This is a genomic window from Salinigranum marinum (assembly GCF_024228675.1).
Lineage (GTDB): Archaea > Halobacteriota > Halobacteria > Halobacteriales > Haloferacaceae > Salinigranum > Salinigranum marinum.
This window is the reverse complement of record NZ_CP100461.1, coordinates 1,566,471-1,587,329: the sequence shown is the minus strand read 5'-3', so window position 1 is coordinate 1,587,329 and position 20,859 is coordinate 1,566,471. Positions and strand designations below refer to the sequence as shown.

General features: G+C 67.6%; 22 protein-coding genes. 13 read left to right on the top strand and 9 right to left on the bottom strand.

The window, feature by feature from the left end; genetic code table 11:
• Positions 1–7: 7 nt before the first annotated feature.
• The gene (locus NKJ07_RS07750; RefSeq protein ID WP_318570012.1) at positions 8–1,447 is read left to right on the top strand and encodes an oligosaccharide flippase family protein; all 1,440 of its coding nucleotides are present in this window, start codon (positions 8–10) and stop codon (positions 1,445–1,447) included.
• A gap of 37 nt (positions 1,448–1,484) precedes the next feature.
• Here NKJ07_RS07750 and NKJ07_RS07745 read toward each other — a convergent pair whose 3' ends face one another.
• Entirely contained in the window at positions 1,485–2,264 is a 780-nt protein-coding gene (locus NKJ07_RS07745) for a class I SAM-dependent methyltransferase (RefSeq protein WP_318570011.1), read from the bottom strand.
• 127 nt (positions 2,265–2,391) lie between these two features.
• Between NKJ07_RS07745 and aglF the strand changes: the two genes are divergently transcribed.
• Together aglF and NKJ07_RS07735 are read left to right on the top strand one after the other, a co-directional pair.
• Positions 2,392–3,204: a UTP--glucose-1-phosphate uridylyltransferase AglF gene (gene aglF, locus NKJ07_RS07740; RefSeq protein WP_318570010.1), complete on the top strand. Its 813-nt coding sequence runs from the start codon at positions 2,392–2,394 to the stop codon at positions 3,202–3,204.
• An 81-nt stretch (positions 3,205–3,285) separates the two neighbouring features.
• On the top strand, positions 3,286–4,269 hold the full coding sequence (locus tag NKJ07_RS07735; RefSeq protein WP_318570009.1) for an NAD-dependent epimerase/dehydratase family protein: 984 nt from the start codon (positions 3,286–3,288) through the stop codon (positions 4,267–4,269).
• Between the two features lie 57 nt (positions 4,270–4,326).
• Here the strand turns inward: NKJ07_RS07735 and glmS are convergent, their stop codons facing one another.
• Both glmS and glmU read right to left on the bottom strand, forming a co-directional pair.
• Complete coding sequence (gene glmS / locus NKJ07_RS07730; RefSeq protein ID WP_318570008.1) at positions 4,327–6,129, bottom strand: glutamine--fructose-6-phosphate transaminase (isomerizing); 1,803 nt, start codon at positions 6,127–6,129, stop codon at positions 4,327–4,329.
• A 1-nt stretch (position 6,130) separates the two neighbouring features.
• Positions 6,131–7,288: a bifunctional sugar-1-phosphate nucleotidylyltransferase/acetyltransferase gene (gene glmU / locus NKJ07_RS07725; RefSeq protein ID WP_318570007.1), complete on the bottom strand. Its 1,158-nt coding sequence runs from the start codon at positions 7,286–7,288 to the stop codon at positions 6,131–6,133.
• Between the two features lie 129 nt (positions 7,289–7,417).
• Here glmU and aglJ point away from each other — a divergent pair, with 129 nt between their 5' ends.
• On the top strand, positions 7,418–8,335 hold the full coding sequence (gene aglJ, locus NKJ07_RS07720) for an S-layer glycoprotein N-glycosyltransferase AglJ (RefSeq protein WP_318570006.1): 918 nt from the start codon (positions 7,418–7,420) through the stop codon (positions 8,333–8,335).
• Between the two features lie 49 nt (positions 8,336–8,384).
• Here aglJ and NKJ07_RS07715 read toward each other — a convergent pair whose 3' ends face one another.
• On the bottom strand, positions 8,385–8,708 hold the full coding sequence (locus NKJ07_RS07715; RefSeq protein WP_318570005.1) for a DUF5789 family protein: 324 nt from the start codon (positions 8,706–8,708) through the stop codon (positions 8,385–8,387).
• A 113-nt stretch (positions 8,709–8,821) separates the two neighbouring features.
• On the opposite strand from NKJ07_RS07715, the gene NKJ07_RS07710 reads away from it, so the two are divergent.
• The gene (locus tag NKJ07_RS07710) at positions 8,822–9,031 is read left to right on the top strand and encodes a ribbon-helix-helix domain-containing protein (protein ID WP_318570004.1); all 210 of its coding nucleotides are present in this window, start codon (positions 8,822–8,824) and stop codon (positions 9,029–9,031) included.
• Here the strand turns inward: NKJ07_RS07710 and NKJ07_RS07705 are convergent, their stop codons facing one another.
• On the bottom strand, positions 9,032–9,532 hold the full coding sequence (locus NKJ07_RS07705) for a JAB/MPN domain protein-containing protein (RefSeq protein WP_318570003.1): 501 nt from the start codon (positions 9,530–9,532) through the stop codon (positions 9,032–9,034).
• A 48-nt stretch (positions 9,533–9,580) separates the two neighbouring features.
• A complete protein-coding gene (locus NKJ07_RS07700; protein WP_318570002.1) occupies positions 9,581–10,306 on the bottom strand; it encodes a hypothetical protein in 726 nt (241 codons plus the stop codon).
• Positions 10,307–10,518: 212 nt separating this feature from the next.
• Here NKJ07_RS07700 and NKJ07_RS07695 point away from each other — a divergent pair, with 212 nt between their 5' ends.
• Positions 10,519–11,208, top strand: coding sequence for a VOC family protein (locus tag NKJ07_RS07695; RefSeq protein ID WP_318570001.1), 690 nt, complete (start codon positions 10,519–10,521; stop codon positions 11,206–11,208).
• A gap of 163 nt (positions 11,209–11,371) precedes the next feature.
• On the opposite strand, the gene NKJ07_RS07690 is transcribed toward NKJ07_RS07695, so the two are convergent.
• Together NKJ07_RS07690 and NKJ07_RS07685 are read right to left on the bottom strand one after the other, a co-directional pair.
• Positions 11,372–11,662: a DUF5779 family protein gene (locus tag NKJ07_RS07690; RefSeq protein ID WP_318570000.1), complete on the bottom strand. Its 291-nt coding sequence runs from the start codon at positions 11,660–11,662 to the stop codon at positions 11,372–11,374.
• A 332-nt stretch (positions 11,663–11,994) separates the two neighbouring features.
• The gene (locus tag NKJ07_RS07685) at positions 11,995–12,468 is read right to left on the bottom strand and encodes a pyridoxamine 5'-phosphate oxidase family protein (RefSeq protein WP_318569999.1); all 474 of its coding nucleotides are present in this window, start codon (positions 12,466–12,468) and stop codon (positions 11,995–11,997) included.
• A gap of 263 nt (positions 12,469–12,731) precedes the next feature.
• Here NKJ07_RS07685 and NKJ07_RS07680 point away from each other — a divergent pair, with 263 nt between their 5' ends.
• From NKJ07_RS07680 to leuD, 7 genes are all read left to right on the top strand, one after another.
• Positions 12,732–13,967 carry a LeuA family protein gene (locus tag NKJ07_RS07680; RefSeq protein ID WP_425504749.1) on the top strand — a complete coding sequence of 412 codons (1,236 nt, stop codon included), beginning with the start codon at positions 12,732–12,734 and terminating at the stop codon, positions 13,965–13,967.
• A gap of 339 nt (positions 13,968–14,306) precedes the next feature.
• Positions 14,307–16,112, top strand: coding sequence for a biosynthetic-type acetolactate synthase large subunit (gene ilvB, locus NKJ07_RS07675; protein WP_318569997.1), 1,806 nt, complete (start codon positions 14,307–14,309; stop codon positions 16,110–16,112).
• Entirely contained in the window at positions 16,109–16,768 is a 660-nt protein-coding gene (ilvN, locus tag NKJ07_RS07670; RefSeq protein ID WP_318569996.1) for an acetolactate synthase small subunit, read from the top strand. Before ilvB ends, ilvN begins: the two co-directional genes overlap by 4 nt.
• A 57-nt stretch (positions 16,769–16,825) precedes the next feature.
• Positions 16,826–17,878: a ketol-acid reductoisomerase gene (gene ilvC, locus NKJ07_RS07665; RefSeq protein WP_318569995.1), complete on the top strand. Its 1,053-nt coding sequence runs from the start codon at positions 16,826–16,828 to the stop codon at positions 17,876–17,878.
• 2 nt (positions 17,879–17,880) lie between these two features.
• Complete coding sequence (locus NKJ07_RS07660) at positions 17,881–18,138, top strand: DUF7989 family protein (protein ID WP_318569994.1); 258 nt, start codon at positions 17,881–17,883, stop codon at positions 18,136–18,138.
• Positions 18,131–19,552, top strand: coding sequence for a 3-isopropylmalate dehydratase large subunit (gene leuC, locus NKJ07_RS07655; protein WP_318569993.1), 1,422 nt, complete (start codon positions 18,131–18,133; stop codon positions 19,550–19,552). Before NKJ07_RS07660 ends, leuC begins: the two co-directional genes overlap by 8 nt.
• Before the next feature lie 55 nt (positions 19,553–19,607).
• Positions 19,608–20,225 (top strand): 3-isopropylmalate dehydratase small subunit, encoded by a 618-nt coding sequence (gene leuD / locus NKJ07_RS07650; RefSeq protein WP_318569992.1) that lies wholly within the window; start codon positions 19,608–19,610, stop codon positions 20,223–20,225.
• A 149-nt stretch (positions 20,226–20,374) separates the two neighbouring features.
• Here leuD and NKJ07_RS07645 read toward each other — a convergent pair whose 3' ends face one another.
• Positions 20,375–20,713 (bottom strand): hypothetical protein, encoded by a 339-nt coding sequence (locus NKJ07_RS07645; RefSeq protein ID WP_318569991.1) that lies wholly within the window; start codon positions 20,711–20,713, stop codon positions 20,375–20,377.
• Between the last annotated feature and the right edge of the window lie 146 nt (positions 20,714–20,859).

The following is a 20,859-nucleotide window of genomic DNA, read 5'->3' as shown; positions in this document are numbered from 1 at the left end:
ACCAGTCATGAGACTCGGACAGTCGTCGCTGGTGACGTTCGCCGCGCAGTTCCTCGGATCGATCATCGGCTTTCTCGCCATCGTCTTCGTCTCTCGCGAACTCGGGGCGGCCGTACTCGGGATGTACTTCCTGGCGCTAGCGGTGCAGAACTGGGTCAGGATGTTCTCGACCGCGGGGGTCGTCACGTCGGTGACGAAGCGGATGAGCGCGGCCGAGGGCGACGGCGCGAGATATCTGAGCGCCGGTGTCGTCATTCAGGGAGCGATCACCGTGGTTGCCCTCGGACTCATGCTGCTGTTCCGCGGCCGGATCGACTCGTTCGTCGGCGAGCCGGTGACGCCGTTCCTGATCGCCATCGTCGGCCTCGGAAGCCTCTACTCACTTGTGAAAGCCGGGCTGATGGGCCAACAGCGTGTCCACGTCTCCTCGCTGCTCGATCCGGTAGACCAGACGTTCGGCGGTGCGGTACAGGTCCTGCTCGTCGCGCTGGGACTGGGGCTGGTCGGTGCCCTCACGGGGAAGATCGTCGGGCTCCTCGTCGTCGTCACGCTCGGGGCGGTGCTCCTCAACGTGCAGTTCGTTCGCCCCGAACGAGCCGACCTCGAAAGCATCCTCTCGTTCGCCAGATACGCGTGGATCCAGGGGTTCCAGTCGAAGACGTACATCTACCTCGACACGGTCGTCATCGGCGCGTTCGCGGCGTCGCAGTTCGTCGGGTTCTACCAGGTTTCGTTCAACGTCGCCGCGATCCTGGCGCTGTTCGGCGTCTCGGTGATTCGGACGCTGTTCCCTGCGCTGAGTACCGCCGACAGCGCCGACGATCCCGAGTTGGCGGCGTCGCTGTTCTCGGACGGGATCGCCTTCTCGGGGCTCCTCCTCGTTCCCGGGATCGTCGGCAGCGCCCTCATCGGCGGGGACGTGCTTCGTATCTACGGCCCCGAGTTCACGGTTGCACGATGGATCCTGGTGCTGTTAGTCGTGAGTCAGCTGTTCTACGTGTACATGACCCAGACCGTGACGATGCTCAACGCCCTCGACCGGCCGGGGCAGGCGTTCCGCGTCAACGCGGTGTTCATCGTCGCGAACCTGCTCCTCAACGTCTGGCTGGTGCCGACCGTCGGCTACGAAGGGGCCGCGGTCGCGAGCGGGCTCACGGCCCTGCTGGGGTTCGCCCTGGGGTACCGGCTGGTGGCGTCGTCCGTTTCGGTCTCGCTCCCTGTCGGCGAAGTCGCTCGACAGGTGGTCGCGGCACTCGTCATGGGCGTGGCCGTCGGGGCGATGCTCCAGGTGCGAACCCCGGCGACGTTGCCCGGGCCGCCGACGATCGGAACTGTGTTCTACGCTCTCGTCGGCGCGGTCGTCTACGGTGTCGTCCTGTACGGACTGTCCGCCCGCGTGCGGACCGTCGTCCACGAGAACCTCCCGGTCGCTCCCGACTGGGCCTGACCCGCCAGCGACGGCGGGACGAACGGTTCCGAGCGCGTCAGGGGACGAGCGCGGTGATCGGGGCCCAGTCGTCCCGGACGATCTCCAGGCGACCCCACTCACCGTCCTCGAACGCCTCGCCGACCGCCCGCGCGACGCCCGCGGCTCGTTTCCGGATGAGGGCGTACTCCGGGAGCCGGCGGAGGTACGGCAGGCTGTTGAGATACTCGAACGGGCCGGTGTCGGTGACGAACCATCGCGTCCACTCGTTCTCGTAGAGGAAACAGTCGTCGAAGACGTGGATCGGGGGGGTCTGACCACCGCGTTCGGTTCCGAGCTCGATCTCCCGGCGGACGTGTTCGTACGTATGTCGGCCGTCGTGGAAGATCAGGTCGATCGATCCGCCGTCCCACTCCGAGAGGATCGCCAGCGAGTCACCGGTGTGGTGTCGGAGGGGGAGCCCCCCGTCGGTTGCGAACGGTTCGACGAGTTCGTGGACGGTCATCTGTCTCCCGCGGGCCGGGTCGTCATCGTCGTGTTTCTTCACGTGCCAGTCGCGCGGTTCGCCGGGCGACTGTACGTCGATGGTGTGGACCGCTCCGCCCGCCTCGCGGTCGGCGACCGCCCGCGCGGCGCAGACCGCCGAGAAGCCGCGCGCGGTCCCGACGTTGACGATCGTTTCGATCGAGGGTGTCCGCCGGACGAGATTGTAGAGGTAGAGCCCGTACGACCGGTACGCACCACCGCGCAACCGGAGGACCGCGTCGTCGTACCACGGCGGGGTCTCCGGCGAGTCGAATCGCTCGGAGAGGCGGTCGTAGATTACCTGGGTCGCCATGGTCACTCTCCTTGGAATCCGGGTAAAACAGTTTGGGTTCAGGTGCGTGAGCCGCTCTCTCGACCGAGAGGCCGGCCGACGGTGAACGAGTGGTTTTTATCACACCACCTGCCGAACGGCGAGATATATGAAAGCAGTCGTCCTCGCCGCCGGGAAGGGCACCCGGCTCCGGCCGCTGACCGAAGACAAACCGAAAGTGCTCGTCGAGGTGGACGACCGGCCGATCCTCGCGGACGTGTTCGACACGCTGATCGACGTCGGCATCGACGAGTTCGTCGTCGTCGTCGGCTACCTCAAGGAGCGGATCATCGAGCGGTTCGGCGACGAGTACCGCGGGGTCCCGATCACGTACGCCCACCAGCGCAAACAGCTTGGGCTCGCACACGCGCTCCTCACCGTCGAGGAGCACATCGACGACGACTTCGTGTTGATGCTCGGCGACAACGTCTTCCGGGCGAACATCCAGGACGTGGTCAACCGACAGCAGGAGACGCGGACCGACGCGGCCTTTCTCGTCGAGCAGGTTCCCATCGAGGAGGCGTCCAGATACGGCGTCCTCCGGACGAACGAGTACGGCGAGATCGTCGAGGTGATGGAAAAGCCCGACGACCCGCCGTCGAACCTCGTCATGACGGGCTTTTACACGTTCTCGCCGGCAATCTTCCACGCCTGCCACCTCGTCCAGCCGTCGGCCCGTGGCGAGTACGAACTCCCCGACGCCATCGACCTCCTCATCCAGTCGGGTCGGACGATCGACGCCATCCGGATGGAGGGGTGGCGCATCGACGTCGGCTACCCCGAGGACCGCGCGCGCGCCGAACAGCGGCTCCGGGAACTCGACGGGCGGGCGACCGCCGAGGGGAGCAACACTCCCGCGGACGCAGACGCGGGTTCGGGTGCCGAACAGGCGATCGAAGAGGGTGACGCCACCGAGACGTGAGCCGCGACCGGCCGGCGTGAGCCACGCTCTCGCCGACCGGAATCGACAAAAGACCCCGGCTGGATGTGGGAGACGAAGGAAATGCGCGTACTCGTTACCGGGGGAGCCGGCTTCATCGGCTCACACATCACCGAAGGGCTCCTGAGTGAGGGCCACGACGTCGTCGTCCTCGACAACCTCGAACCGTACTACGACGTCGGCATCAAGCGACGCAACATCGAGGTCTGTCGCGACCTCGGCGGCGACAGCTACACCGCGGTCGACGGCTCCATCCTCGACGAGGAACTGGTCGCAGAGGTCTTCGACGAGCACGACGTCGAGTTCGTCTACCACCAGGCGGCACAGGCCGGCGTTCGGGCGAGCGTCGAGGCGCCGAAGCGCGTCCACGAGATCAACACGACCGGCCTCCTCGATCTGCTCGAGGTAGCCGCCGACGCCGGGGTCGAGCGGTTCGTCCACGCCTCTTCGTCTTCGGTCTACGGGCGGGACGAATACCTCCCGTACGACGAGGACCACCCCACGAACCCGCGCTCCCCGTACGGCGTCACCAAACTCACGGCGGAACACTACTGCAACGTCTGGTCGGATCTGTTCGACCTCCCATGCGTGAACCTCCGGTACTTCACGGTCTACGGGCCGCGCATGCGGCCGAACATGGCCATCTCGAACTTCGTCTCCCGGTGTCTGAACGGCGATCCGCCCGTGATCTACGGCGACGGGAAACAGACGCGGGACTTCACGTACGTCGACGACATCGTCGAGGCGAACCTCGCTCTTCTCGACACCGACGCCGCGGACGTCGAGACGATGAACATCGGCTCGACGGGCAACATCACCATCACCGACCTCGCGCAGTACGTCGTCGACGAGACGGGCGCGGACGTCGAGATCGTCTACGACGACGCCCAGGAAGCCGACGCCAGACACACCCACTCGGACGTCTCGAAAGCCCGGGAACTCATCGACTACCGGCCGACGACGAGCATCCGCGAAGGCGTCTCGAAGTTCATCGACTGGTACCGCCAGAACCGCGACTGGTACGAACCGCTCGTACTCGACTCGTAGTCGCCGCCCGGTCGTGGAGAGAGGGAAAGTGAGGTGCGCGGCCGTCGGCAGACCGGCTCACTCGACGGTGACGCTCTTCGCGAGGTTCCGGGGTTTGTCGATCGATCGGCCTTTGAGCTTCGCCACGTGGTAGGCGAACAGCTGGAAACAGACGTTCGCGACGAGCGGCGAGAGCGCGCCGAGTTCGGGCACCTCGAAGGAGCGGTCGAGGAACTTCTCGGCGTCCGCGACCGAGGTACAGCCGAGCACGGGCGCGCCGCGCGACTCGACTTCTTTGACGTTGTTGAGCGTCGCGTGCGCGTTCGCCCCCTGCGAGAGGACCGCGAGCACGGGCGAGTCGGACGTGACGAGCGCCAGTGGGCCGTGTTTCAGCTCCCCCGCCGCGAACCCCTCGGCGTGGACGTACGCGATCTCCTTCAGCTTCAGTGCGCCTTCGAGCGCGACGGGGTAGCCGAGCTTCCGGCCGATGAAGAAGAACGCCCCGCCGTCGGCGTACGTCTCGGCCGCGTCCCTGACCGCCGCTTCGGCGTCGAGCACTCGCTGGACAGCCCCGGGGAGCTGTCGGACGTTGGAGAGGAACTCGATGGCCTCGGTCGTCGACATCGTTCCGCGCGCGCGGGCGACCGAGACGGTCAACAGTGCGAGCGTCGCGACCTGCGAGACGAACGTCTTGGTCGCCGCGACGCCGATCTCGGGGCCGGCGCGGATGAAGACGGTGTCGTCGGCTTCGCGGGTCACGGTGCTCCCGAGGGTGTTCGTCACCGCGAGACTGCGGGCCCCGGCGCGCTTGGCGCGCCGGAGCGCGGAGAGGGTGTCGGCCGTCTCGCCGCTCTGGGTGACCGGGACGACGAGCGTCCGCCACGGGTCGCGGCCCCCGTCGAACTCGTACTCGCTCGCGACCTCCGCGCTGGCGCGCACGTCGGCGAGCGATTCGACGAGCTGTGCGGCGTACAGCCCCGCGTGATACGACGTCCCGCAGGCGATGAACGTCACCTCGTCGAGGGAGTTGAGGTACTCCTTCGGGAGGTCGATCTCGATCTCGGCCTCGCCGTTGAGTTCGTCGATTCGACCCGACAGGGTCTGTCGGAGCGCCGTGGGTTGCTCGTGGATCTCCTTGAGCATGTAGTGGTCGTAGCCGCTCTTCTCGGCGGCCTCGGCCTCCCACTCGACGCGTTCTCTGGGGCGGTCGACGGCGCGACCGTCGTTCGTGATCTCGACGCCTCCCTCCGAGAGCACCGCGACGTCGCCGTCCTCGACGTACGTCACCTCGCGGGTGTGTTCGAGGAAGGCGGTGACGTCGCTCGCGATGAAGTTGCCCGTCTCGCCGTGTCCCACGACGAGGGGGTTGTCCCGTCGCGCGGCGACGATCCCGTCGAAGTCGGCTGCCACGACCCCGAGCGCGAACGTCCCTTCGAGGCGGTCGAGGGTACGTGCGACCGCTTCGGGCAGGTCGTGGCCCGCGTCGCGGAACGTCTCGACGAGGTGCGGCACCACCTCCGTGTCGGTCTCGGAGGTGAACGCGTGGTCGCCCAACTCCTCGCGGAGGCTGTCGTAGTTCTCGATGATGCCGTTGTGGACGACGGCGACGTCACCCGTGCAGTCGGTGTGCGGGTGGGCGTTCGCGTCCGTCGGCTTGCCGTGGGTGCTCCAGCGCGTGTGCCCGACGCCGACGGTGGCGTCGTCGTCTGCGGGGAGCGCGAGGTCGGCGATCCGGCCGGCCTGTTTGAACAGTCGGAGTCCGTCATCCCCGCCGAGTGCGACGCCGACGGAGTCGTAGCCGCGGTACTCGAGGTTCTCCAGTCCGGTCCGGAGGATCGGAAGCGCCCGTTGCTCGCCGGCGTAGCCGATAATGCCACACATCTCAGCCCCTCCTGACCGCCGCGCCGTCTTCGAGGTGACCGTCGACCGTCGTCCCCTCGTGGATCCGGGCACCGTTGCCGATGATCGTCCCCGGCGCGAGCGTCACCCCGCCACCGATGGTGACGTTGTCGCCGACGACGGCACCGAGACGGACCGACTCGTACAGTTCGCCCGCGAGCGCGACGGTCGCGAGGCCGCCTTCGACCGTGCAGTTGGGCCCGACGACGGTGTTCGAGCCGACGACGCAGTCCTGGACCACGGCACCCGCCTCGACGGTCGCGTCGGGGAGGATCACCGAGTTCGACACCACGGCGTTCGCGCCGATCTCGGCGTTGGCACCGAGGCTCGAGCCCGCTAGGAGCGTCGCGTTCGGATGGACGTGGACGTCGTCGGCGACGTCGACCGGACCGGCCACGGTCGCGGCGTCGTGGACGGCGGCCGCACGGTCGATCCGGCCGTTGGTCTCGTCGAGGACGCTGCCGTTCACCGAGAGCAGGTCCCACGGCTCGGAGACGTCGAGCCACCGCCCGCCGTAGCGAACCGCCCGGACCGTCCCCTCGGCCGCCAGACGTTCGAGCGCAGCGGTGATCGGTGACTCGCCCGGCGTCTCTACTCCCCGAATGGCGTCGAACACGTCGCTCGTGAACTTGTAGACGCCGGCGTTGATGAGGTCGCTCCGCGCCGCGTACTCCGGTGGTTTCTCCTCGACGGAGACCACCCGGTCGCCGTCGACCTCGACGACCCCGTACGAACTCGGCGTCTCCGACCGGCTGACGGCGACCGCGGGTGCCGGCGTCGATTCGTCGGCGACACGCGAAACGAGCGCGCTGTCGATGATCCGGTCGCCGTTCAGGACGACGAACTCCCCGTCGAGGTGTGGCTCGGCCTGTTCGACCGCGTGCCCGGTACCCAGCTGCTTCTCCTGGACGGCGTAGGTGATCTCCACCCCCCAGTCGTCGCCGTCGCCGAAGTGGCTCTGGATGCGCTCGCGCTTGTAGCCGACCACGAGCACCAGCTTCTCCAGACCCGCGTCGGCGACGGCCTCGACGACGTGTTCGAGGAGGGGACGGTTGGCGATTGGGATCATCGGTTTCGGCCTCGTGCGGGTGAGCGGTCTGAGACGCATCCCCTCACCTGCCGCGAGGATGACTGCATACATACTCCCGTTCTGATTGGACAGTCGCCCGGATATATCTATGGTGGGTGGCATCGGGAGCGGCCATCCGGCGGTCGGACGAGGGGAGCGAGAGCGGAAGTGTTATTTAAAACATGGACGTTAGCGCCGTTGATGCCCCATCGTGACGACGTCTGCGTTCTCGTGCCGACACTCGACGAGAGCGAGACGATCGGCGAGGTCGTCAGCGGCTACCGCGAGGAGGGGTTCGAGAACGTGCTCGTCGTCGACGGCGGCTCCACCGACGGGACTCGGGAGGCCGCGAGGGACGCCGGCGCGCACGTGGTCCTCCAGTCGGCGGACGGAAAGGGTCAGGCGGTCCGTGAGGCGGTCCGCGACCACATCGACGCGCCGTACGTGCTGATGGTCGACGGCGACGGGACCTACCTCCCGTCGGACGCCGCCGCGATGGTGGCCCCGCTCGACGAGGGCTACGAGCACGTGATCGGCGACCGCTTCGCGGACATGCACGACGGGGCGATGACGCGGCTGAACCGGGTCGGAAACCGACTGTTCAACCGGGCGTTCGCGTTCATCCACGGCACCGACTTCGGCGACATCCTCTCGGGCTACCGGGCCTTTACTCGCGAATCGTTCGAGGAGATGACGCTCTCCGCGGAGGGATTCGGTATCGAGACGGAGATGGCCGTCGAGTGCGCGAAACACCGGATCGAGACGATGGTCGTTCCCATCACGTACCTCCCCCGGCCGTCGGGGTCGAACACCAACCTCAGCCCGCTTCGCGACGGCGGTATCATCCTCCTCGAACTGTACCGACGGGCGAAGACGAACAACCCGCTGTTTTACTTCGGGAGCATCGGCACGCTCTCCATGGCCGTCGGCGTCCTGATCGGGATCTGGGTTGGCGTCGAGTGGTTCACCCGCGGTATCGGCCACGAGGCGATCGCGGTCGTCTCCGCGCTCGGCATCCTCTTCGGTGTCCAGTTGCTGATGTTCGGGGTGCTCTCCGATCTCATCTTCTCGTTGCACCGCGAGCAGATGCGGCGGCTGGAGCGGCTCGAAGAGGAGTGACGAAGAGGCGAGAGACGGGAGTCGGTGATCGGCGGGCGACCGGTCGGGCTCAGAACGGCAACAGGCCGCGGAGCCGGCCCACGAGGCTGTTCGACGCGGCGGAGCGGTACTCCTCGAACACCGGGTGCAGCGTGTCGAGGAGGTCCCGCCTGGACTCGTACGTCGTCGCGGGGGCCGAGTCGAGTATCTCCGACAACGCGACTGTCCCGCCGGAGGCGTCGTACGGCACCTGCACGTCACCGATCGACCTGATGATCTCCTCACCGGTCGCGGGGTAGTCGATCCGCTCGTCGAGGTGCGGTTCGAGCGCCGCGATCCCGAACTCGATGTGATCTGCGTCGGACCCGTCCTGTTGTGGTGGCCTGACTCCCATTGGCTCTCGCTACGCGGTCCTCCGTTGAAAAACCCCCGAAGCCGGTCGCCGAACCGGCGCTCCGGCGGCGACGGTCCGCAAACGGTAACCGACACCGGCCCCCTTCCCCGACCATGGCAGAGTACACAACGGTCTCGATCCCGAAAGACCTCGCCGAACGCGTCGACGAGACGATCGAGGGGACGAGTTTCTCCTCGACGAGCGATCTCGTTCGGTTCCTGCTCCGGAGTATCGTCATCCAGTACGAACGGACCGGTGGCCTGACCGAAGCGGAGTTCGAAGAGATCGCCGACCAACTCGTCGACCTCGGGTACCTCGAGTAGTCAGGGAGCGACGTCCCCGAGCGTCTCCTCCGGCGGCACCGCGTCGATCTCTCTGAGTGCGAGCCGGTTCCCCGATCGATCGTACGCCCGGACCGCCATCCGCTCCCACGGCGGGACGGCGACGAGCACCGCGGCCGCGAAGTCGTCTCGCTTCGTCGGTTCGCGCGGTCCCTGCGGGTGGGCGTGGAAGCGCGCCCGGCCCCGCCCCGCCGGCGTCGACAGATCGAGACCGAACACCGCGGTGACGGACCGTCCCGCCTCCGGGAGGTAAAAGTGCGTCAGCACCGGCGTCTCCGCGTCGATCCCGAGGTCCGCCTCGAACGCCCCGGCACGAGTCGGTGTCAGAACCACGCTGAGCGGCTCTGGCTCGGCGCTCTCGCTCATGTCGAGCAGGACGTCGAGGAGGCCGCTCGTGACGTATATCGGCCGGTTGTCGTCACCGGCGTCGCCGTCGTGGGCGTCGTCGTCGTCCGCGGTCGAGGTGTCGCGCTCGCCGTACACGCGCTTAGTAGGGGCTCCGGACTGAAAAAGCGTGTCGAAGCTGCCGTGTTACAACAGTTCCCGAAACGCCCTGGCGTAGGCGGCGGGCAGCCGCGACCGGGCGTTGTCGAGCGCGTCGTGGACGGCGGTCGCGGCGTCGTCGAAGACGCCCTCGCCGTGTCCGACGAGCACGCGCTCGGGGTCGAGCCCGCGGAACGCCCGCTTCGGCGGTGCGGGGCGGAGCATCGGGTGGACGCCGAGGGGTTCCCCTGGGGCGCAGAAGTACGACGCCGTGCCGAGCGCCTCGGGGACCACGAGCGTCCCCGTCTCGTCGTGGTAGAGCCCGACCTCCTGCCACGGGGGCAACGACCGGTCCACGATCGTCAGGGCGCGGTAGCCGGTGTCAGCGAGCTCGCGCCCGAACCGTTCCGTCGGCGCGTCGAGTTTCGACGCCACACCGGTCATCCAGTCGGGGACGTACACCGGGACGTCGTGGCGACGGGCGACCGCGGCCGCGTCGCGTTTGTGTCGGTCGAGACAGACCACGACGCCGGCGACGTCGCCGACGGAGGCGAGCAGGTCGTCGAGCCCCGGCGCGTCGACGGGGTCGACGACCCACGCCTCGTCGTCACCGGACTCCGTCCGGCTGCCCGCGGAGCTCCGCTCCGAACTGCCGACGGCGAGGGCGTGGCTCGCGCGCTGCATCCCCTCCTCGGGGTGCGCGAGCCACCCGACGCCGCCGTCCCACCGGTCGATCTCCCGCAACTGACCCGTTCCGCGGCCCTTCATCGGCATGGTCGGAGGGAGGGACCGGACGCGCATAAAAAACCCGGAGCCGGCTCTCGAACACGACGCGGTCGGCCGGATCCATGGCCACCGCGACGCCTCGACACCGCGGATCCGACCCGAGCGCCTCGGTCGGTTCGATTGCGAGTGGGTTCGGACCGAGGGTTCGGGCCGACGAAACCGACCGACAGTATAACTCGACGGCTGTCGAAACGAGAGTGATGCTCTCCACGCTCACACATCTCGCGCTCGAAGTGAAACACCTCGACCGGGCGCGCTCGTTCTACACCGAACACCTCGGCCTCGAACCGACCGCACAGTCCGAGACGGAGGTGGTCTTCCGGACCGGCGAGACCGCGGTCGTGCTCCGACGGCCGAGCGGCGTTCCACGGGGCGGGCTCCACGTCCACTACGCCTTTGCGACTGGCGCGGACGCCTACGAGACGTGGGAGGCGCGGCTCTCATCGCTCCCCACCGTGGCGTTCGACTTCGGCGGGTCGCGCTCGCTGTACGTCGACGATCCGGACGACCACTGCGTCGAGGTCGGCACCGTCGCCGACGCGTCGACGGACGACCTCGTCGGTGTCTTCGAGGTCGTCCTGGAGGTCGAAGACCTCCCCGCAGCAGTCGAGCGCTACCGCGCGCTCGGCTTCGAGGTCGTCGACCGCGGCGACGATCGTCGCCGAGTTCGGCTCCGTGGGCCCGTTGACCTCGAACTCTGGGAACCGCAGTTGGGAATCGCCGACGCGCGTGGCGGCGTCCACGTCGACCTCGGGTTCGTCGCCGACGATCCCACGGGGGCCGCGCGGGCGGTCGCCCCCGACGCCGACCCCGAGCCGGTCGAGCACGGTGTTCGCGTCCGCGAGGCCGACGGCCACGTCCTAACGTTCGTCGGCGAGTCGGACGCGTAGCTCGCTGGTGGGAGAGCAACTCACCTCCGAAGGTCCGCGGCCGAAGAGCGGGCGAACGGACGACACGCGAGCGACCCGACGGGCAGTGTGCCGTCACTTCGCGCGGTGCCCGTCGGTGGGAGTCAGCGCACGTGACCGGTGGCCGCTCACCGGTATATGAACTTCAGGAGAGGCGATCGGTGTCGATGCTCACGCCCGGAGGGGCGACGACGAGGAACCGCCGGAAGTGCATCAGCTCCCCGCCCATGTCCCTGATGTCGCGAGCGAAGCCGGCCGCGAGCTGGTTGAGATCCCCTTCGATGGCGAGAAAGAGGACGCTCCCGCCCTCGACGGCGGCGGTCCACTCGCCGGGCGGCGTCGAGCCGTCGAGGATTCCGAGTATCACGTTCCCCTCGATGTCGTCAGTGTCGAGGTACTCCTCGGCGCCGCGGAGATCGAGGTCGAAGTCGCTCATACCGGTCGGTTGCGGTCGCACGAGAAAAACGTTCTGTCGGGCCTCGTGGGCGGACGAACCGTCTCTGCAGCCCCCCGTCGGATACTACGCCGGAGGCGGGTTGTGCGATGGACACGGATGGGGGTTCGGCGCAGTTCACGTGGGAGTTCCGACGGGCGGTTCACGGGTCGGCCGAGTGTCGTCCTCGCGATTCGACGTCAGACCCCTCGATCTCACACCGAGTCCGCCTCCGCCGTCGAGGCCTCCGGGATCCGTCTCCGCCGCGAGCGCACGTGTGACAGCGACACTTTGCCGCTGAAAGTGGGACAACGCGCCCGCGACGCAGAACGGCGCTAGCTTCGACCGTCGTCTGTGGCTTCCGCGACGCCGGTGAGTTCGTCCACCTCGAGACGGACGAGCGCGAACACCATCTCGTCGGGGGCCTCGAAGACGTGGTAGAACGGGATCGCGAGTTCGCGGTCGGCCTGGCTGACAGACTCGCCGGGCAGCCGGTGTTTCGCGAGATCCTCGACGGTGTTTCGGTGTTCCAGCCTGCCACGCGCGACGACGCTTTGCCAGCCCGTGTCCGTCTCGGCGGCGACGACGAACGTCGCGCGGTCCGTGGCTTCGATATACTCGCGCTTGCGACTCCCCGGGGCGTAACCGAGTCGGAAGTAGATATCCCCGGTCTCCGGTGCGTAGGTAAACCCCACCGGCACGGCGTAGGACTCGTTTTCTTTCGCGAACGAGAGGGTTCCCGTCGGCTGACTCGCGAGGAACGCGTCGATCGCTGCCTGGTCGAGCGCGCTTGCGGTCGAAGGTGCCATACGCCCACTTCGCCCTGCGATAGTGTAAACGCACCGAGACGGCGGATCGACACCACCGACCGGGACGGCGGCGTCCGCTCCTGCGACGCTGGCGTCCGCTCCTGTGACGCCGGCGACTCCGATCGAGAAACACACAGCAACGACACGTCCTGCGTCGAGAGGGCCTGTGCCGCTGATACGGCTGGTTGCGGTGCGGTGCACGCCTCACGACGGGAAGGACACCTTTATGTAGGGCCGTGGTCTGGAAGGAAGTACAATGTCCAATAACATGGACGTGGAGGACACTTCGTCGGGTTCCCCGGCGGGTCGAGTTCTTCCAGGGCACACTGGAAACCACTTCTGAAATCGAGACGGTACGGATTTTCGACACGACGCTCCGCGACGGAGAGCAGTCGCCACGCACCTCGTTCTCGTACGACGAGAAGCGAGAGATAGCGACGCTGCTCGACGCGATGGGGACGCACGTCATCGAGGCAGGCTTCCCCGTGAACTCGGACGCCGAGTTCGAGGCAGTCAGAGATATCGCTTCGGCGTCGGAGACGACGACTTGCGGGCTGGCCCGCGTCGTCGACAAGGACGTCGAGGCCGCGCTGGAGTCGGGCGTCGACATGGTACACGTCTTCGTCTCGACCAGCGACGTTCAGTTGCAGGACTCGATGCACGCCTCGCGTGCGGAGGCTGTCGAGCGCGCCGTCGAGAGCGTCAAGCGGGTCAAAGACGCGGGTGTCGAGTGCATGTTCTCGCCGATGGACGCCACCCGGACGGAGAAGGCGTTCCTCTTTGAGATCATCGAGGCCGTCTCCGCGGAGGGCGTCGACTGGATCAACATCCCCGACACGTGCGGGGTGTGTACGCCGACGCGGATGGCGAACCTGGTCGGCGAGATCGTCGACGTGACCGACGCGCGGATCGACGTGCACGCACACGACGACTTCGGGCTGGCGGCCGCGAACGCGATGGCCGGCTTCGAGGCCGGCGCGGCACAGGCGCAGGTGTCGGTGAACGGCATCGGCGAGCGCGCCGGCAACGCCGCCTACGAGGAGGTCGTGATGTCCGCCGAGTCGCTGTACGGCATCGACACCGGCATCGACACCCGGCGGATCACGGAGCTGTCGCGGATCGTCGAGACCGCCAGCGACATCCCGGTGCCGCAGAACAAGCCCGTGGTGGGGCGCAACGCCTTCTCCCACGAGAGCGGCATCCACGCCGCCGGCGTGCTGGAGAACGCCAGCACGTTCGAGCCGGGGGTGATGACGCCGGAGATGGTCGGCGCCTCCCGCGAGTTCGTCCTCGGCAAGCACACGGGGACGCACTCGGTCCGCAAGCGGCTCGTGGACGCCGGGTTCGAGCCGACCGACGCTCAGGTGAGAGAGATCACCCGCCGCGTCAAGGATTACGGGGCCGAGAAACAGCGGGTCACGGTGACCGAACTGGAGCGGTTCGCCGACGAGGTCGGCGTCGACCGCGTCGAGGACGAAGAGGAGGAGGTCCGGGCGTAACATGGTCCCGGCCTCGTTCGCGTCACGTCGCGAGCGACAGGTCCGCGTCGGTCCGGTGCGGGCGCGTGGCGGCCGGGGGCCGCGGTCGCTCCCGCGTCGCTCACGAAAGGGTTTTATGACCCGAGCGTATCGGTCCCGATACGATGAGGCATCTCACCCGCGAAGGCGGCGCTCGGCCGACGAGCGCACGCGCTCTCCGGGTCGGTGCCGCCGCTATTCGGTCGATTGTAGGGGCTGCCTAGGCCCCTCACTCACTCTTCTCCGCGCCGATCGTACCGTCCACCGAACACATCGGGGTGTGTCGATCACCCCATCAGGCCAAGCCGAGAAACGTAACACATGAGCGAACGTGCGACACCGACACCCGAGACGGACGACCCCACACACGGGGCGGCCGACACGGAGGAACAGCCACGAACGGACGACGCGGACGACGAACGACCGCCGGTGACCACCGGTGCCTCGTCCGTGGTCCGCGCCCTCGAAGCCGCGGGCGTGGAAGCGGCGTTCGGCGTCCAGGGCGGTGCCATCATGCCCGTCTACGACGCCCTCTACGACTCGCCGATCCGCCACGTGATGATGGCCCACGAGCAGGGGGCGTCCCACGCCGCCGACGCGTACGGCGTCGTCAAGGGGGAGCCGGGGGTCTGTCTCGCCACGTCGGGTCCCGGCGCGACGAACCTCGTCACGGGCATCGCCGACGCGAACATGGATTCGGACGCCGTGCTCGCGCTCACCGGGCAGGTGCCGAGCGACATGGTCGGCTCGGACGCCTTCCAGGAGACCGACACCATCGGCGTCACCGCGCCCATCACGAAACACAACTACTTCGCGGGCGACGCGGACACGGTCGGCGATACGGTCGGCGAGGCGTTCGCCCTCGCCGGCATGGGCCGTCCGGGACCGACGCTGGTCGACCTCCCGAAGGACGTCACGCAGGGCGAGGCAGGCCGCGAACCCGGTCCGGCCCGCCCGCCGAAGACGTACAACCCGCAGATGGAGGCCGACGAGCAGGACGTGAAGGTCGCGGCGAGGGCCATCGAGAACGCCGAGAAGCCCCTGCTGCTGTTCGGCGGCGGCGTCATCAAGGCCAACGCCTCCAAAACCGCCCGCGCGTTCGCCATCGATCACGGCATCCCCGTGGTGACGACGATGCCCGGCATCGGGAGCTTCCCCGAGGATCACGAGCTCTGCCTGTCGTGGGCCGGCATGCACGGCACCGGCTACGCGAACATGGCGATCACCCACACGGACCTGCTGATCGCGGTCGGAACCCGGTTCGACGACCGGCTCACCGGCGGCATCGACTCGTTCGCGCCCGAGGCCGAGGTGCTCCACATCGACATCGACCCCGCGGAGATCTCGAAGAACATCCACGCGGACTACCCGCTCGTCGGCGACGCGGGCCGCGTCATCGACCAGGTCGACACCGCGATGGAGCACTCGCCGGACGCCCGCGAGTGGCGCGAGCAGTGCGGGCAGTGGAAGGAGGAGTACCCGATGGACTACGCGGCGCCGTCGGACGAACCCCTCAAACCGCAGTTCGTCGTCGAGGCGTTCGACGAGGCCACCGCCGACGACACGATCGTTACGACGGGCGTGGGCCAGCACCAGATGTGGGCCTCGCAGTACTGGACGTACCGCGAGCCGCGGACGTGGGTCTCCTCTCATGGACTAGGAACGATGGGCTACGGCCTCCCGGCGGCGATCGGCGCGCGCCTCGCCGCGGACCAGATGGGCCAGGAGGACCGCTCGGTCGTGTGTTTCGACGGCGACGGCTCCTTCCTGATGACGATGCAGGAGCTCTCCGTGGCCGTGCGCGAGAACATGGATATCACCGTCGCAGTGCTCAACAACGAGTACATCGGGATGGTGCGACAGTGGCAGGACGCCTTCTACGAGGGCCGACACATGGCCGCCGAGTACAACTGGTGTCCCGAGTTCGACCGCCTCGCCGAAGCGTTCGGCGCGCGCGGCTGGCGCGTCGACGACTACGATCAGGTGGTCGACGCCGTCTCGGAGGCGTTGGCGTACGACGGGCCCTCGGTCATCGACTTCCACGTCGATCCGGGCGAGAACGTCTACCCGATGGTCGCCTCGGGCGCACCCAACGGCAAGTTCGCGCTCTCGGAGGACCAGCTATGAGCTCCGATCGGACGACCGAGACCGAGTCGAACACCGCCGAGAACGTCCACCGGACGGGACTGAAAGGCCCTGGACCGGACGAGCGGCCCCACCCACAGGGGCGACGCAACAGCCAGGGCATCCGCATCGACCCCGAGGTCGAGGCCGAGCCCGACACCCGCGAGGCGGTGCTCTCGGCGTTGGTCCTCAACGAGCCGGGCGTGCTCGCCCGCGCCTCGGGGCTGTTCGCCCGCCGGCAGTTCAACATCGAGTCGCTCACCGTCGGGACGACCCAGAGCGAGGAGTACTCGCGGATCACGCTCGTCATCCGCGAGCCCGAACCGGGCATCGAGCAGGCCAAAAAGCAGTTAGAGAAACTCGTGCCGGTCATCTCGGTGACCGAACTCACGGACGAGGCGGTCCGGCGCGAACTCGCGCTGATCAAGATCGAGGGCGAACACCCCGACCAGATCGCCGCCGTCGCGGAGATGTACGACGGGCGGGTCGTCGACGCGTGCGCGGACGCGATCACGGTCGAGGTGACGGGGCCGAAGAACACGATCGAGAACGCGCTCGACACGTTCGAGCGCTTCGGCGTCCGCGAGATCGTCCGGACCGGGACGGCCGCGCTGGAGGCGGGCGCGAACGCGACAGCGAAACACTGGCCCGACGAGTGAGGCAGAACGGGACCGAAACGTAAAAATCACAGTTTCCCACCTATCCGACTACTACACATGTCAGACGCAGACTTCACCATCGACGTATACTACGACGACGACGCGGATCGCTCACAGATCGACGACAAGACGGTCGCTGTCCTCGGCTACGGGAGCCAGGGCCACGCCCACGCGCAGAACCTCGCCGACTCGGGGATCGACGTGGTCGTCGGCCTCCGTGAGGACTCCTCCTCGCGCGCGGCGGCCGAAGCCGACGGCCTCCGGGTGGCGACGCCCGTCGAGGCGGCCGCTCAGGCGGAGATCGTCTCCGTGCTGGTCCCCGACACGGTCCAGCCGGCGGTGTTCGACGACATCAGCGACGAACTCGAACCGGGCAACACCCTGCAGTTCGCCCACGGCTTCAACATCCACTACAACCAGATCCTCCCCCCCGAGGACGTCGACGTGACCATGATCGCGCCGAAGTCCCCGGGCCACCTCGTCCGCCGCAACTACGAGAACGGCGAGGGCACACCCGGCCTCCTCGCGGTGTACCAAGACGCAACCGGCGAGGCCAAAGCGGAGGCGCTGGCGTACGCCCACGCCATCGGCTGTACGCGCGCCGGCGTCGTCGAAACCACGTTCCGCGAGGAGACCGAGACGGACCTCTTCGGCGAGCAGGCCGTCCTCTGCGGCGGGATCGCCTCGCTCATCAAACAGGGGTACGAGACGCTCGTCGACGCGGGCTACTCGAAGGAGATGGCGTACTTCGAGTGTCTCAACGAGATGAAACTCATCGTCGACCTGATGTACGAGGGCGGGCTCGGCGCGATGTGGGGGTCGGTCTCCGACACCGCCGAGTTCGGCGGACTCACCCGCGGGGACCGTGTCATCGACGACCACGCCCGGGAGAACATGGAAGCGATCCTCGAAGAGGTCCAGAACGGGGAGTTCGCCCAGGAGTGGATCACCGAGAACCAGGCCAACCGACCGAAGTACTGGCAGCTCCGCGCACAGGAGGAGAACCACGAGATCGAGGAGGTCGGTGCGCGCCTCCGTGGGCTGTTCGCGTGGGCCGACGAGGAGGACGAGGAGACGGCCGACGACGAGAAGATCACACTGGGAGAGTAGCGATGACACGAATGGACGAAATCGAGCACACGAACCCCCACACGGGGGAGGCGTTCGGCGCGAACGGCGGCGTCTTCGCGCGCGGGCCCGCGGCCGCCGACGGCGGCACCGAGGACGACGAGATGCGAGACGTCGCCCACGAAGCCCCCGACGGCGACGGGGCGAACGAGGTGTGGACGCGCGGATCCAAAAACGGTGAACAGACCACCGACGGGGTCAAACCGGTCGAGCAAGTAACAGGGAACAGTACTGATGAGTGAAGGAACACTGTACGACAAGGTATGGGACCGCCACACGGTGACGACGCTCCCGACGGGACAGACACAGCTGTTCGTCGGGTTGCACCTCATCCACGAGGTGACGAGTCCCCAGGCGTTCGGGATGCTCCGTGAGCGTGGGCTTGAGGTGGCGTTCCCCGAACTGACGCACGCGACCGTCGACCACATCGTTCCCACGGCGGACCAGTCGCGTCCCTACGGCGATTCGGCGGCCGAGGAGATGATGTCGGAACTCGAGGAGAACGTCCGTGAGTCGGGGATCGAGTTCGACGACCCCACGACGGGGAACCAGGGCATCGTCCACGTCATCGGGCCGGAGCAGGGCATCACCCAGCCCGGCAAGACTATCGTCTGTGGTGACAGTCACACGTCGACCCACGGCGCGTTCGGCGCGCTCGCGTTCGGGATCGGCACCTCGCAGATCCGCGACGTGCTGGCGACGGGCTGTATCGCCATGGAGAAGCAGAAGGTCCGCAAGATCGAGGTCACCGGGGAGCTCGGAGCGGGCGTCGAGGCGAAGGACATCATCCTCGAGATCATTCGTCGGCTGGGCACCGAAGGGGGTGTCGGCTACGTCTACGAGTACGCCGGCGAGGCCATCGAGTCGCTCGGCATGGAGGGGCGGATGAGCATCTGCAACATGTCCATCGAGGGCGGTGCCCGCGCGGGCTACGTCAACCCCGACCAGACCACCTACGAGTGGCTCGCCGAGACCGACGAGTTCAGAGACGATCCCGAGCGGTTCGAGGAACTGAAGCCGTACTGGGAGTCAGTCAGATCGGACGACGACGCCGAGTACGACGACGTCGTCGTCATCGACGGCGACGAACTCGAACCCGTCGTCACGTGGGGAACGACGCCCGGACAGGGCATCGGCATCACGGAGCCGATCCCGGCTCCAGAGGAGCTCCCGGAGGCGAAACAGGACACCGCCCGCCGCGCGCAGGAACACATGCGCGTCACGCCGGGCGACACGATGGACGGCTACAAGATCGACGTCGCCTTCCTCGGCTCCTGTACGAACTCGCGGCTGGCGGACCTCCGTCGCGCCGCCACCATCGTCGAGGGGCGACAGGTCCACCCGGACGTCCGCGCCATGGTCGTCCCCGGCAGCCAGCGCGTCCAGCGCGCAGCCGAGGAGGAAGGGCTCAAAGAGATCTTCACCGAGGCCGGCTTCGACTGGCGGAACGCGGGCTGTTCGATGTGTCTCGGCATGAACGAGGACCAGCTACAGGGCGACGAGGCCTGCGCGTCGTCGTCGAACCGGAACTTCATCGGCCGGCAAGGGTCGAAGGACGGCCGCACGGTGCTGATGAACCCACGGATGGTCGCCGCCGCGGCGATCAAAGGGGAAGTGACTGACGTGCGCGACCTCAAGGAGGTGGCCGTCGCATGAGCGAGCGACGCGAGCGAATGCGAGTACGCCAGAGCGACGCTCTGGAGGTGGTCGCATGAGCGACGTCGAGATCCCAGAGGTCGACTACGTGTCGGGGAGTGGGGTTCCGATCCGCGGCAACGACATCGACACCGACCAGATCATCCCGGCGCGCTTCATGAAGGTCGTCACCTTCGACGGCCTCGGCGAGTTCGCGTTCTTCGACCTGCGGTACGAGGACGACGACACACCGAAGGAGCATCCGTTCAACGAGGAGCGGTTCCAGGACTCCTCGGTACTCGTTGTCAACGCCAACTTCGGTTGTGGCTCCTCGCGCGAACACGCCCCGCAGGCGCTCATGCGCTGGGGCATCGACGCCGTCATCGGCGAATCGTTCGCCGAGATCTTCGCCGGCAACTGCCTCGCGCTCGGCATCCCGACTGTCACCGCGGACTCGGAGACGATCGAGACCATCCAGGCGTTCGTCGACGAGAACCCGCACGCCGAGATCGAGGTCGACGTCGCGGCCGAGACGGTCACCTACGGGGACACCGTGGTCGACGTCACGGTCGACGACGCACAGCGGAAGGCGCTCGTCGACGGCGAGTGGGACACCACGGCGCTGATGCGCTCGAACAAGAACGCCGTGCGCGACCTGGCGGGCTCGCTCCCGTATCTCGAACTCGAATCCTGACCTGACGGGCTCACGGCGTCACCGTGGTCGCCGTGGCCGTCGTTCGTGGCGCCGACAGTTCACGATCGACTCACTCGACGCCCGCCGTGATCCGCTCGATCCCTGACGGCGAGAAGAGCCCATCCGATCCTTCGGGCGGGCTGAAGGGGTTACGCCGGCTCTTCTTCGCCGCCGACGAGCTCGTCGAACCGGGCGGGGTCCTCCGTCAACTCGCGGAAGGTCGCCGCGGCGAGAAACCGCGTCGGTGCGACGACCCACTCGCTCGTCGCCGGGTCGTACGGCTCGGGCGCGTCGGTGTCGAACCACCACGCGACGTAGCGGCCGTCTTCGAGTCTGGCCGTCGGGAGGAGCCGATCTTTGACCATCGTATCGACGCGGGTCTCCGGATCGAGCGCCGGCGTTCCGTCGGGTGCCGGGGGTTCGAGGATCTCGATCGAGACGTGCCGGTTCCCCGGTTCCCCGTCGGATTCGGTGGGTTCCTCGCTCATCGTCGGCCTGCCTCCGGTGACCGCGACGGTGTCCGGTGAGCGGTCGCCCGTGTCCGCCATCGGCGGTGCATACGCCGTCAGTCGACGCCCCCACGCATAAGTCTCAGTCGGTCACCCGTCAGACGCGCCCGCGCACGGACCGACCC